The organism is Gardnerella leopoldii (assembly GCF_003293675.1).
Taxonomy (GTDB): domain Bacteria; phylum Actinomycetota; class Actinomycetes; order Actinomycetales; family Bifidobacteriaceae; genus Bifidobacterium; species Bifidobacterium leopoldii.
On sequence record NZ_CP029984.1, the window covers coordinates 745,426 to 758,611 of the forward strand.

At 42.6% G+C, this 13,186-nt stretch carries 10 protein-coding genes and 1 pseudogene; 3 read left to right on the forward strand and 8 right to left on the reverse strand.

Annotated features, from left to right (window positions below):
• Window positions 1-239: 239 nt before the first annotated feature.
• Together DOD25_RS03180 and DOD25_RS03185 are read left to right on the forward strand one after the other, a co-directional pair.
• Window positions 240-2,288: an AMP-dependent synthetase/ligase gene (locus tag DOD25_RS03180; protein WP_004106511.1), complete on the forward strand. Its 2,049-nt coding sequence runs from the start codon at window positions 240-242 to the stop codon at window positions 2,286-2,288.
• Window positions 2,289-2,463: 175 nt separating this feature from the next.
• Window positions 2,464-3,963: a CAP domain-containing protein gene (locus DOD25_RS03185; RefSeq protein ID WP_112928672.1), complete on the forward strand. Its 1,500-nt coding sequence runs from the start codon at window positions 2,464-2,466 to the stop codon at window positions 3,961-3,963.
• Window positions 3,964-4,153: 190 nt separating this feature from the next.
• Here the strand turns inward: DOD25_RS03185 and era are convergent, their stop codons facing one another.
• The 6 genes from era to DOD25_RS03215 form a co-directional block, all read right to left on the reverse strand.
• Window positions 4,154-5,149, reverse strand: coding sequence for a GTPase Era (gene era, locus DOD25_RS03190; protein WP_004119093.1), 996 nt, complete (start codon window positions 5,147-5,149; stop codon window positions 4,154-4,156).
• A gap of 70 nt (window positions 5,150-5,219) precedes the next feature.
• The gene (locus DOD25_RS03195; protein WP_004106315.1) at window positions 5,220-6,728 is read right to left on the reverse strand and encodes a hemolysin family protein; all 1,509 of its coding nucleotides are present in this window, start codon (window positions 6,726-6,728) and stop codon (window positions 5,220-5,222) included.
• A 20-nt stretch (window positions 6,729-6,748) separates the two neighbouring features.
• On the reverse strand, window positions 6,749-7,309 hold the full coding sequence (gene ybeY / locus DOD25_RS03200) for an rRNA maturation RNase YbeY (protein WP_064340645.1): 561 nt from the start codon (window positions 7,307-7,309) through the stop codon (window positions 6,749-6,751).
• A 3-nt stretch (window positions 7,310-7,312) separates the two neighbouring features.
• A complete protein-coding gene (locus DOD25_RS03205) occupies window positions 7,313-8,506 on the reverse strand; it encodes a PhoH family protein (protein ID WP_064340646.1) in 1,194 nt (397 codons plus the stop codon).
• Between the two features lie 3 nt (window positions 8,507-8,509).
• Window positions 8,510-8,872: a histidine triad nucleotide-binding protein gene (locus DOD25_RS03210; RefSeq protein WP_004106318.1), complete on the reverse strand. Its 363-nt coding sequence runs from the start codon at window positions 8,870-8,872 to the stop codon at window positions 8,510-8,512.
• A 112-nt stretch (window positions 8,873-8,984) separates the two neighbouring features.
• Window positions 8,985-9,782, reverse strand: coding sequence for a 16S rRNA (uracil(1498)-N(3))-methyltransferase (locus DOD25_RS03215; protein WP_064340647.1), 798 nt, complete (start codon window positions 9,780-9,782; stop codon window positions 8,985-8,987).
• A gap of 94 nt (window positions 9,783-9,876) precedes the next feature.
• On the opposite strand from DOD25_RS03215, the gene DOD25_RS03220 reads away from it, so the two are divergent.
• Window positions 9,877-10,962, forward strand: coding sequence for a succinate dehydrogenase/fumarate reductase iron-sulfur subunit (locus tag DOD25_RS03220; RefSeq protein WP_112928674.1), 1,086 nt, complete (start codon window positions 9,877-9,879; stop codon window positions 10,960-10,962).
• A gap of 1 nt (window position 10,963) precedes the next feature.
• On the opposite strand, the gene DOD25_RS03225 is transcribed toward DOD25_RS03220, so the two are convergent.
• Together DOD25_RS03225 and DOD25_RS03230 are read right to left on the reverse strand one after the other, a co-directional pair.
• A complete protein-coding gene (locus tag DOD25_RS03225) occupies window positions 10,964-11,767 on the reverse strand; it encodes an LOG family protein (protein ID WP_064340649.1) in 804 nt (267 codons plus the stop codon).
• A gap of 71 nt (window positions 11,768-11,838) precedes the next feature.
• Window positions 11,839-13,077: pseudogene (locus DOD25_RS03230) on the reverse strand (Na+/H+ antiporter NhaA); the annotation flags it as partial.
• Window positions 13,078-13,186 lie beyond the last annotated feature (109 nt).

The following is a 13,186-nucleotide window of genomic DNA, read 5'->3' on the forward strand; positions in this document are numbered from 1 at the left end:
CGGAACTCTGCCAACAAACTAATCACAAGCTAGTGGCATATTCCCTCGCCAAAGCAACTTTGCTATTCTAACGACAGGCTACGACTTATAGCAAATACAAAATTATTACTAATCAAATCGAATATAACTGCTACTTGAGCATACAAACGATTATTATAGTTAATAGTATGTAAGTGCATAGCATGATACTATGATGTGCGCTTAATCCGCAAGCCGTTTGGCATAATGAAGGAGCAAATGTGTCCGTTTTTAATGCACTCCAACAGCAAGCGTTTAATCTTGCCCGTAAAGCATTGCGTATTGGCAGTAACTTCGCGCACCCAGTCAGTGATGACCGTGCAGGCGGACCAGACTACCTTAATACGGATCAAGAAAACACAAATACTTTACTTTCACAAAAACAACGCCTTCCACACGTAGAAGAGTGGGGTGCGCAAATGCCAACAACGACGTTTATCGATCCGGAAACAGGCTTGCTGACCACAAAAACCGAAAGCGCAGCACCTCTTGACGATGGCACAAGCATTTATGACTTATACGCAGATCGTGCAGCACGTATGGGCGACGATCCTCTTTACACTTATAAAGAAAACGATAAGTGGGTCACAAAAACAGCTAATCAGTTCCTTCAAGAAGTACGCGATGCCGCAAAAGGTTTGATGCACTACGGATTGCGCAAAGGCGACGCTGTTGCTTTTATGTGCAAAACATCATACGAGTGGGATGTAACAGACGCAGCAGTTATGGCTTGCGGCGGTGTTCTTGCAACTATTTATGACACGGATTCAGCTGAGCAAATTCGCAATATTGTGAATAATTCCGACTCGCGTTTCCTTATTGTTGAAACAACTGACATGCGAGATAAAGCTGATGGAGCTATTGAAGAATGCCCAAGTTTGGAACGCATTATTTGCATTGAAACAGGCGGTTTAGCAGAACTTCAAGCTTTCGGATACGCTGTTAGCGATGAGGAACTAGATGCTCGCATTGATTCTGTAAAGAAAACAGACTTGTGCTCTATTGTTTACACTTCTGGCTCCACAGCTGCACCTAAAGGTGTGGAAATGACTCACGAACACTATTGCACTACAGCGTTGAATTTGCCTGTTTACTTGCCGAATTTGCTTAGCGAAAAAGACGGCTCTGTGCTTCTATTCCTTCCTCAAGCACACTCTTTTGCAAGAGCAATTAACTATATTGTTGTTGCAAGTACGTTGCGCATTTATATTGCTCAAGGTATTCCTACTTTGATTTCCGATTTGCAAGTTGCAAAACCTACGGTTATGATTGTTGTCCCTCGAGTTCTTGAGAAGGTTTATAACGCAGCTTCGCAGAAGGCTGGTCACGGTGCTAAAGGCTTGGCTTTCCAGGGTGCTGTTGTGACAGCACAGCAGTATATGAAGGAAGTTCAGGAATTTGGTGACGCTAAGGCTCTTACTAAAGCTCGCCGCACTGCTTACGATCCGCTTGTTTATCGTCCACTTCGCCAAGCTCTTGGCGGTCGCGCACGCTGGATTGTTGCAGGTGGAGCTCCTCTAGATCCTGAATTGCTTTCATTCTTCCGCGGAGCAGGAGTTCCTGTCTACGAAGGTTATGGTCTTACAGAAACTACTGCACCATGCGCGTTTACTCCTATTGGAGTTCCATTCCGAGAAGGTTCTGTTGGCATTGCATTCCCAGCTTTTACTTTGCGAATCGCATCCGACGGCGAAGTTCAAATTAAAGGCACTTGCGTATTCCATAAGTATCACAAGAACGATGAAGCAACAGAAACTTCATTTACTAAAGACGGATGGTACGCAACAGGCGATTTGGGACGAATTGACGACGATGGCATGCTTTATATTACCGGACGTAAGAAGGATTTGATTATTACTGCTGGCGGTAAGAATGTTGCTCCTGGACCTATTGAAGAGATGATTAAGAGATGCGAACTTGTGTCTCAGGCTCTCGTTCTTGGAGATAAGCGTCCGTTTATTTCTGCACTTGTTACTTTAGACGAAGAAACTTTACGAAATTGGCTTAAACTCAAGGGTCTTGACGCTACTATGAGCATGGAAGAGGCTGCTAATAATGCTGTCGTTCGTGCTGAAGTGCAAAAATTTATAGATCTTGCCAATGAAGGCGTGTCACGCGCAGAATCTGTGCGAAAGTTCATTATTTTGCCAGAAGAGTTTACGCAAGAAAACGGCTTAATGACTGCGTCTATGAAGATTATTCGTCCACGAGTTATTAAGCGCTACACTACTTTACTTAATACACAAATGTATACGACGCGCAAAAAGTAGTTTGTTTAAATTAACTCAGCTGAACGCACACAATTTACCCCGTATTTGGAAAGTTAATATATTTAACTCTACAAATGCGGGGTAAATTGCATAAAAAATACACATTTAAAATGTTTCACATACTTATTAAAATTATGCGTGCAAGGGAATTTTTCCTACAAGAAAGAGAACAATTATGAATAAAAACAAAACTATAAAATCTGAAAGAAAAGTTTATTCAAATACTTTTTCTAAGAAACTTACTGCCGCAAGCGTAGCGGTAATTTTAACTGGGGCTTCTATCTCAATGTTTGCAGTTACTGCCAATAGTGCATATGCAAACGAAACTGATTTAAAACAACCTACTGTTCTCATTCCTAACAATAAAGTCACTTACAATGTAGCATCAGCTCCACTAACAAAAGGCGCAACAACTTCACAAAGCAGTGTAGAAAAGACTGCCGCAGGTCTTTTTAGATTTGCAATGAACGATCCTTCTCTTACTGCGGCACAGCGCGAAGATGCTCGCAAAGCTTACGAAACTTTGACCGGACAATTAAATAAGCCAAGCTGGTACGACTCAAAGGTGACTTTAGGAAAAGGAGATATTTACCCAGATTCTCTTTCTCGCTTAAGCAAAGCAATATCTTATATGCAAGCAATTAATGCTTATCGCCAAAGCATAGGATTAAGTCCTATGGGCGTAAGCCTCCAATTAACCGCTGATGCAATTAACGATGCATTCTATTCTGCAAACTACATCGGTCATGCTCGTCACTATAATACTTATGAAAATTTGGCTTGGGCTGATTACGGCGATGGTTCATACACCGGTGGCACAACACCTGAAACAATGACTGGCGCAATGAAGCAGTGGATTACAGACGAAAAGAAAGTTTACGACGAATACAAGTCACGTGGACAAGAGGCTCCAGAAGGCGAAGTTGGTCACTATTTGAACTTCATTAACGGCTCACTTGGTTCAATGGGATTCACTACTGGAAACATTAGTAATGAGTACGGTAGCATTGCAGCATGGGATGCTTCAACAGAAAGCGCTCCTTTCACAATCGAACAATACAAACAACTTATTGACAGGTACATCAATGGTAATGGTGGATCTTCCAGCCAAACACCAACACCGTCAGTTCCTGATCACACCGTGCCGTCGGTTCCTGATCACACCGTGCCATCGGTTCCTGACCACACCGTGCCGTCAGTTCCTGACCACACCGTGCCGTCAGATCCTGAAGTAGATCATACTGTTACACCAGATGTTATGCCAAATATCAATATTCCAGAAGAATATCCAAGCTTTAGCCATTCCGATTACAATATTGGTGTAGGAGATATCAATTCTTCTAACTTCGGCTTAGGAGACTTCAACTTCGGCTTGGGCAACACCACCGACTTCGGCGGAACCAACATCGGAGACTTCAACTTCGGCTTAGGCAACACCACCGACTTCAGCGGAACCAACATCGGAGACTTCAACTTCGGCTTAGGCAACACCACCGACTTCAGCGGAACCAACATCGGAGACTTCAACTTCGGCTTAGGCAACACCACCGACTTCAGCGGAACCAACATCGGAGACTTCAACTTCGGAGACTTAAACGGCTCCAACGCTTCAACTACTTTACCTGCATCTAGCACTACGGATACCCCTGTAGTTGATCCTGACACACTTCTGTAAGAAGCTGAAATCTAATTAACAAACAAAAATGAAGTGACGCAGCGGCATTCACCGTTGCGTCACTTTTTATTACAACTTATTTGCAAAGAATTGTGTTTTCAACTTGAGTAAGGTTACTCTCATAATCACTTCCACAGAAACCATTATTACTTATTAAGTAGATTGTCACAAAATAAGTAAATATGCTCTACTAGAACCCCAAACGCTCAAGCTTCTTAGGATCGCTCTGCCATCCTTTTGCAACCTTCACATGCAATTCAAGCACAGCTTTTGTGCCAGTAATACGATTTACAGCCGTGCGCAAACGCTTCTTTACGCGCACTAAATGCTCCGCACGATGGCCAATAATAATCGGCTTTTGAGAATCACGCTCAACATAAACAGATACAAGCACATGCGCTTTATTGTCGTCGTATTGAGTATCCTCTCCACCGCCCGGATACACAATATCGTCAACTACAACAGCTAAAGAATGAGGCAACTCGTCGTCCAACTCTTCCAAAAATGCGCCGCGAATAAGCTCCGAAATCATGCTTTCTGGGCTTTCCTCACTAAGCTGATCCGCCGGATACATTTGCGGACCTTCAGGCAAGTTTTGAATCAAAACATTCTTAACTTCGTCAACATTGTCGCGTTCCAACGCACTAACCGGCACGATATCCGTAAAATCAGCAAACTGTTGTATTTGAAGCAAATGCTCAACTAACTCGCTGCGGCTAAGCGTATCAATTTTCGTAACAATACCGATAAGCGGAACTTTCCAAGTCCAATTGCCCTTCTCATCTTTTTTAGCAAAATCAGAACGAAGTCGACTCAGAATTCGCCTATCCCCAGGACCAATCTCCTGGTCTGCTGGAAGCAAAAATGCAATCGCGTCAACATCTGAAAGTGACTCGTCAACAATATCGTTCAAACGCTGACCAAGAAGCGTACGAGGACGGTGAATACCTGGAGTATCAACCAACACCATTTGTGCATTATCGGTAGTAACAATCCCTCGAATAGCTTTACGCGTAGTTTCCGGACGAGACGACGCAATAGCAATTTGCGTACCAATAAGAGCATTCATAAGCGTAGACTTACCAACGTTTGGTCTACCAACTACAGCTACGAAACCGGAACGATAACCGTGAAAATCAGGAGTAGAAATCGTTGCGCGAGTTGAAGCGTCTAGATTTGCAAACATCTCGTCGTCGAAGTCATCAGTGTCGTCGAAGTTGTTAATATTATTCACGTTATTCTTACCGTCCAGTTCTTTATTTCAGCATATTCGTTTGTTTCATAGTACTAGCTTGCTTCAAAGCATTGGTTTGTTTGCTTTCAGCAGATTTTTCGGAAGAGCTAATGTCATTTTGATTATCCTTAGAATCCTTAGACTCTTCCAAAACTTGTGCATCTCGTTCTACTAAAATAGTAGATACTTTCTTTCGCCTACCAGCTGAATCTACAGCAGTTAATTTTAGTCCTCTTGTAACAGCGCTGGAACCAACAATCGGCACATTACCAATCAACTTCGTAAGCAAACCAAACACAGTATCCACATCGTCTTCGTCAATATGAACTTCAAAAATATCTTCCAAATCTGCGATTGACGTTCGAGCAGGCATCTTCCACACGCCGTCACGTATTTCTTCTGGATCTGCATGCTGAGTGCGATCGTGCTCATCTTCCAACTCGCCAACAATTTGCTCAATAGCATCCTCAATAGTAACCAAGCCTGCAATACCGCCGTATTCGTCAACCACTACTGCCACATGCTGGCGAATTCGTTGCATTTCATGGAATAAATCGTCAACCGGCTTCGACTCAGGAACAAGCATAGGGTCTCGGCTAATTGTTTCAACTGCTCTAGAAGATGCTGCAGGATTAAACACAGTAGCGCGTACAGCATCCTTCAGATAAGCAACACCTACTAAATCATCTACAGAATCTCCAATAACGGGAACTCGAGAAAATCCTGAACGAGAGCATAATTTAAGGAAATTTTCCAGCGTTTCGTCGCTTTTTACGCAAATCATATCGGTTCTAGGTACCATTATTTCGCGAGTCAAAGTATCTGAAAGCGTGAGCACATTGCGCATCATTTCCGAAACTTCCGGATCGAAATCATTCGCTTCAACAAGTCGATCAATACTCGCCTTTGCTTGATCTAGCTGAATATCTTCCAAAGCTTCATCATCTGAAAGATCAACATGCTTTTTCCTAGAAGTGACGTCAACATCGCTAGCAATATGCACTAAAGGATTAATCGCAATAGCAATAGACACAATGCGAGAAAGTCGCATCAACTTTGCTACAGGTTGAGCCGCACCAACTGAACGTGGGCGAACAAGAATAGAAATCACAGCTACAGCTACTGAAACAACAACACCAATAATAAGAGTTACCCATAAAGGCGAGCCGAAAAATGCAGCTAAAGAAGCAAACAAAACTCCATCTAAAACGTTACATAGCACACGCACAAAAGCGCATGCTCCAGAAGTTGTATAACGGTCAGCAATCAGTTTTTTTACACGATGGATTCTAGCAATTCGACGCATACGCACTATGGCACTAGTTTCATCATCATGCGTTTGTGCTTCAATCATAAGATTATTTAAGCTTGCACGAGTAACTCTAGGCACTGCCCCTTCTGCAGCAGCCATCGCAAGAGAAAGCCATACAAGCAGCATTGCCAGCACAAGCAATGCAGCTAAGCCAATCCAGATATGCAACGGCAATTGCGGAACTGATATGCTAGAAAATATTTGCTTAATATATTCCATAATTATGCTCTTAATGCGCTTTAATGCTGTTTTTTATTTTTATTTTTGACGCTACTCGCTTCATGCTCAGCATCGTAACGCTCAAGCTCGTTTACTGCACCTTCTGGCAAAGTTGCATCATACAATTCTCCAGATCGAGCAGCGAAAAAAGTAAGCATTAGTTGACGTTGCAAACCAAACATTTGCTTTTCTTCTTCCGGAGTAGTGTGATCGTAGCCAAGCAAATGCAAAATGCCGTGAATAGTTAGCAACAACATTTCTTCCATAGTACTATGCCCAGCTGCGAGCGCCTGCTGTTGAGCAACCCATGGGCAAATCACCAAGTCGCCAAGCATTCCTTCAGAAACTTTTTCATCGCTTCCAGGAGTAAGCTCGTCCATTGGGAAACTCATAACATCCGTTGGGCCTTCTAGGTTCATCCAACGTTCATGCAAACAGGCAATTGGCTCTGGATCAACAAAAGTAATCGATAAATCCGAATGCGTACTTACTTTCATTTGTTGAAGAACCCACATTCCAAGATCTGAGAAGATTTTAGCGTCAATATTCCACACTGTTTCATTCATGACTTCAATGCTCATGATTTATCCGTTATTCCTCTCAGTAGATTCTTTAGTACGTTCACGTTTTTTACGCTCAAGCATTGCATCGTAATTTTCGTATGCTTCCACAATACGACCAACCAAAGCATGACGCACAACGTCTTCTGCTTGCAAATGCACAAAAGCAATATCTTTAACTTCGCCCAAAATCTTCTCAATAGAAACAAGACCAGAACGCACAACTGCTAAATCAACCTGCGTGCTATCTCCTGTAATCACCATGGTTGTATTAAAACCGAGTCGAGTTAGGAACATTTTTAATTGTTGAACAGTCGCATTTTGCGCTTCATCAAGAATAACAAAAGCATCGTTTAATGTGCGACCTCGCATATAAGCAAGAGGAGCAACTTCAACAACATTCTCGTCAAGATAGCGTTTTAGTTGTGCAGATCCAAGCATATCAGAAAGCGCATCATAGAGTGGGCGCAAATATGGATCAACTTTATCGTTTAAAGTGCCAGGCAAGAATCCTAAGTTTTCGCCAGCTTCAACAGCAGGACGAGTAAGAACAATTCTGCGAACTCTTCCATCTTCCAATGCACGAACAGCTTTAGCAACTGCTAAATACGTTTTTCCAGTACCAGCAGGACCAATTCCAAACGTTACAATATTGCAATCCATTGCTTGCACGTACGCTGTTTGCCCAGCAGTTTTTGCGCGAACAGGATTTCCTCCAGCAAACGTGATCACGCCTTTACTCATTCGAGCTCTTCTGCTCATAGCACGGCGATGCGCTTCTTCGCTAGAAGGCAACAGCTCACTTGAATCTCTTGAAAACTCATTTTCAGCGCGCGAAACAGGATTATTAATTGCATAGGATGAAGAAATAATACTATTTCCAAGCACTCCACCATCATGACCGATACGGTTTATGCGCACATTGTGTTCATCGTTATGCAAAATATCACGCTCAAGCATGCGTCTTACTTCGTATGCATCCATAGGTTGTTCGTAAGCTGCATCAATCATGCGCCTAAACGCATACTCAGCTTTAGCTGCATCTTCATCTGCTCTAGTTGAACGAGCAACAATTTGAACATCTTTGCCTCGCACAGTAATATCTGCTTCTGGAAAAGCATGTTCCACCTCACGCAAACCAGCATCTGCAGCACCTAAAACTGCAACCGAGCTTAATTCGCTAGGAATTTGCACAAAACGCGTAGTACTTTTCGTCACGATTTACAAGCTACCTTCTACAAGTTTTTCGCCAGTTAATACATGAGCATGAACATGAAACACTGTTTGACCAGCATCAATACCAGTATTAAATACGAGTCGATAATCACCGTTGAATTCATCATCAGCAATTTTTTGTGCAACACCAGCAATATGGGCCAAAGTTTCAGGAGCTTTACTAGCAAGCTCAGCAACATTCTTATAGTGATTGCGCGGCACAATCAGCACATGCACTTTTGCTTGAGGATTAATATCTTTAAAAGCAACTACCGAATCGTCTTCATAAACTCTGCTGCTCGGTATTTCTCCAGCAACAATTTTACAAAAAATGCAATCAGCATCAGTATTGTAAGTGATATCACTCATGGTTTCTCCCCTATTTGCTACTAAATGAAATCAATGCCTTAAGCCAAAAGCAATCGACACTCTTCCTATTATTTTACACAATTATGAGCACTTTTAGATACGATTTATGCGATTATTCGTAACGTCCTAAATCACGCGAAAGAAGAGAAAGAGCTACAGGTCCTGCAGTAGATGCGCGAAGAATATTACTGCCTAAAACGCAGCTTTTAGCACCAGCATCAATAAACATTGACACTTCATCGTCACTAATACCACCTTCTGGCCCAACTAAAACGTAAATAGTACGCTCTTTACCATCCTCCAAACAGCGCTCGCTAAGAGTATTTACTGCTTGTTCTATTTGATTCCAGCAATCAGTTGCGTCTTGATGCAATACGATTACGAGATTTCCGTAAACGCACGCACGCCTACATATTGCAACTATTTGCTTGCTCGAAACACATTCTTGAAGTTCAGGCATCCATGCGCGACGAGATTGCTCTGTAGCAGACTGTAAAACTTGGCTCCAACGCTTATCTGTGCGACCAGGTTTCCACTTTGCAATTGAACGATCCGCGCACCAAGGGATTACTTCATCCACGCCAATTTGCGTAGCCATATCAATTGCTTGCTCATCGTGCCCTGTTTTTGCCAAAGCTTGAACAAGTGCAAGTCTAGTCATTCGCGGAGCTTCCCTAGTAAACGCTTCTACACGAACTAAGCCATTTTCAACATCCGTCACCTTTGCATGAATGCGCAAGCCTTTGCCGTCAGAAAGTTGCAAAGCATCGCCTTCTAATAGTCGCATGGCAGATATAGCGTGACGTTTTACTTGAGATGGAAGCGTAATCGTCCACCCTTCTTCGATTCCTTCTGCAAGCACAGGAGCATTATCGTGATCAGTATCAAGCAAAAATAAAGCGTCAGTCATAGTTCAAGCCTAACGTGAGGATGCGCCAAGTACTAAAAAATGTTTCTGTGCAAGTATTGTGGCAAACTAGAACAGTACGTATTGGAGGTTTGCAATGAGTAATGAGCTTGGTGATAACACTGCGCTTGTTACTTTGCGTATTTCACGCTTTACTCCATGTAATAAATCTGAAGATGATGCAAACAGTAAACAGACAGAGCGCAAGCGCAGAGAAAGTCCTTTTGCGCGCAGAAAGCGCAGTAATCCTTTCGCAAAACTAGATTCTTCAGAAAATAACATAAATAATTCTTCCGAATCTAGTGAATCCAGAATATCTAGTGAATCCGGTGAATCTTACGAATCTTCTCCAAAACGAATTCAAGGTAAGCATTGGGTTCAAGATTACAGTTTACGCGTTCATTCTACTGACACTATTCTTGACTGTTTACTGACTATTAAACGCACAATCGACCCAACTTTAGCTTTCCGCTACTCATGCGGTCACGGCGTTTGCGGTTCCGACGCTGCAAACGTAAATGGCATGCCAACCTTACTATGCAGTGCAACTATTGGTGCAAACGCACGTCCTGAAAGCACAAATAGCGTGCAATCTCGAGGCTTTAGAAAAACTAGCACTACTAGCAGCTCCTCACAGTCGACAAAATCGCCAACTTTACAGCAAAAATCTAAAGAGACTACCACTTTGCAAAATGGCACTTTTGGTGTTATTGAGCTTGCTCCACTTTCAGGATTTGCAGTTCAACGAGATCTTATTTGCGATATTTCGCCTATGATTTCGCAAATAAAACGCTTAGAACCTTATTTGCAGGCATCTAACGTTTCTACGAGAAATACTGAAGGGAAACTCCAGCTTATTGAGTTTTTGCAACATCCTGAGGAACTTAAAAAATTTGAGCTTTTGAGCAATTGCATTATGTGCGGTGCTTGCGAAGGAATTTGCCCAATTTATGCAGGCGGAGAAGCCTTTATTGGGCCTGCAGCATTGGTTAACGCGGCTCGTTTTATTTACGATTCCAGAGACAATGCAACAGAGCATCGCCTTGATCTAATAGACAGCAGTGACGGTATTAGCGCATGCCAGTCAGTTAGAGCATGTTCAAGACAGTGCCCTCGCGGAATTGATATTGGCGAAGAAATTTGGCAGCTTACAACGCTTGTAAACGAGCGCAAAAACTCTTAGATTATTCAATTCCAGATGCTATGCGCACTGCCTCTATTGGGTCGTCTGTGACAGCAAATAAGTGCGGATCGAGTGAAGAAATAAAACCTCGTTGAGTTACTGTAGACTTCAGCCAGTCAATCAAACCATTCCAATACGAAGTACCGAAAAGAACAACAGGCACGCGCGCAACTTTATGCGTTTGCACTAAAGTCAAAGCTTCAAACATTTCATCCATCGTGCCAAAACCGCCAGGGCACACAATAATTCCAGAAGAATACTTCATAAACATTGTTTTACGCACGAAAAAATACCGAAATTGCATGCCAAGATTAATCCACTTATTCAAACCCTGCTCATGAGGAAGCTCAATCCCCAATCCTACAGACGTACCACCAGCTTCTGCAGCTCCACGGTTTGCAGCTTCCATAATTCCAGGACCGCCACCTGTAATAACAGCAAAACCGCGTTTTACAAGCTCTGAACCCATAGTACGAGCTAAAGAATACTCAGGATCATCTTCTTTTATTCGAGCAGAACCAAAAATACTAACAGCTTTATCTAACGATGCGAGCGCGTCAAAACCATCAACAAACTCAGCTTGAATACGAAGCGCACGCCATGGATCCGCGCTACGCCAATCCCATCTCTTATCTACTTCTACACCAACTCCAGAAACAAGCTGCTGATTGTTATCGTTACGAAGAAGCGTCTCTGTAGTGCTCTCCTTAGGAATCATAGAACCGCGCATCACAACAGAACCACGATGATACGTGTTATTCCAAGGTGGAACATCTACTGAAAAATCTTCTTTACTATTAAACATGATTTCTCCTAGAAATTTACTTTCAAATATATTGAAAATAATAATTAAAACTAGTCTTCAACTTCATCTAATTCTTCTTCCATATGCTTTGCTTGCATAGAAAGTAAGAAGCCAGAAACTCCTGCAGCAATAATAGAAGCAACAAGAACGCCAAAACGTGCTTCAGCGGACAAATCTGCGTCAGAATACGCAAGCGAGGCAATAAGAAGAGAAACAGTGAAACCAATTCCACACGCACATGCTGTAGGCATTAAGTCTACTACGCGAAGACCATCAGGAACTTTCAAACCTAGAACACGCTTTGATATCCAAGCAGTTGCCATAATTCCAACAGGTTTACCAACAACAAGAGCAATAGTGATGGCAATCAAAATTGGCGAGAAGAACAACTCCCAAGTCAATGTTTCAAAATGCACTCCTGTAGCGAAAAGAGCGAAAATTGGAAGAGCCAATAACGCAGAAACAGGCTGAATTTTTTCACGATAGCGTTCAGCCCGAAGCGTTTTTTCACCATGAACTAAATGCGCCGGAGTTAGCAAACCCACCATTACTCCAGCTAAAGTTGGATGCACGCCAGCTTCATACATCATAATCCAAGCCATAATTCCTACTATTGCAACCAACGGCCATGGAACGCGCTTCAAACGCACTAAAGTAGTCCAAACCAAACCGCAAGCAATTACTCCAGCAAACCAATACCATGCGTTAAGAGACGAGAAGAAGACAGCAATAAGTGCTATTCCAAGCAAATCGTCTACTGTAGCAAGAGTCATAAGAAATGCGCGCAAAGCGTGTGGCAAAGTTTTTGCAAATAAAGCAAGAACAGCAAGAGAGAAAGCTATATCCGTTGCTGTAGGTATTGCCCACCCGTCACGAACCATATCAAGCGAAGGTAAAGCGCCAGAAGTAAGACGCATAATCTCCTGCCCAGCATGCAATTCAGAAAATACAGTTACTGTAGCAACAAACAGCAAAGGAGGCACAATCATTCCACCAACAGCACAAATCATTGGCATTGCAGCTGCGCGAGGGTCAGAAAGCGAACCAGCAATAAGCTCATGTTTTAAATCTAAACCAACCGAAAGGAAGAAAATAGTAAGCACGCCATCTTGTACCCAGTGACCAATCGACATGTGTATATTCGTCCACGGAATGCCTACATGAGTATGCGATACGGCTTCAAATATTGGTGCGGTTAAAGGAATATTTGCAAGCAATAAGCCGGTAAGAGCGAAACCAAGCATAATTAAGCCAGAAATTCGCTCATTATTTGCAATATTGCGTGCTACTCTCCAACTGCGTCGTATCATATTGTAAATATTTCCTCCACTAAATGCATTTATAACGTTTATAACGTTTTATAGTGCAAAATATGTGATTCGCACTTTTAAGTATAACTGAGAGGCATAAACCGAGCGA

Bases quoted from the DNA above. Each gene is read 5' to 3' on its own strand.
- DOD25_RS03210 (WP_004106318.1), bottom strand. From the start codon at position 8,872: ATGAGTGATATCACTTACAATACTGATGCTGATTGCATTTTTTGTAAA.
- DOD25_RS03185 (WP_112928672.1), top strand. From the start codon at position 2,464: ATGAATAAAAACAAAACTATAAAATCTGAAAGAAAAGTTTATTCAAAT.
- DOD25_RS03220 (WP_112928674.1), top strand. From the start codon at position 9,877: ATGAGTAATGAGCTTGGTGATAACACTGCGCTTGTTACTTTGCGTATT.
- era (WP_004119093.1), bottom strand. From the start codon at position 5,149: ATGTTTGCAAATCTAGACGCTTCAACTCGCGCAACGATTTCTACTCCT.
- DOD25_RS03225 (WP_064340649.1), bottom strand. From the start codon at position 11,767: ATGTTTAATAGTAAAGAAGATTTTTCAGTAGATGTTCCACCTTGGAAT.
- DOD25_RS03195 (WP_004106315.1), bottom strand. From the start codon at position 6,728: ATGGAATATATTAAGCAAATATTTTCTAGCATATCAGTTCCGCAATTG.
- ybeY (WP_064340645.1), bottom strand. From the start codon at position 7,309: ATGAGCATTGAAGTCATGAATGAAACAGTGTGGAATATTGACGCTAAA.
- DOD25_RS03215 (WP_064340647.1), bottom strand. From the start codon at position 9,782: ATGACTGACGCTTTATTTTTGCTTGATACTGATCACGATAATGCTCCT.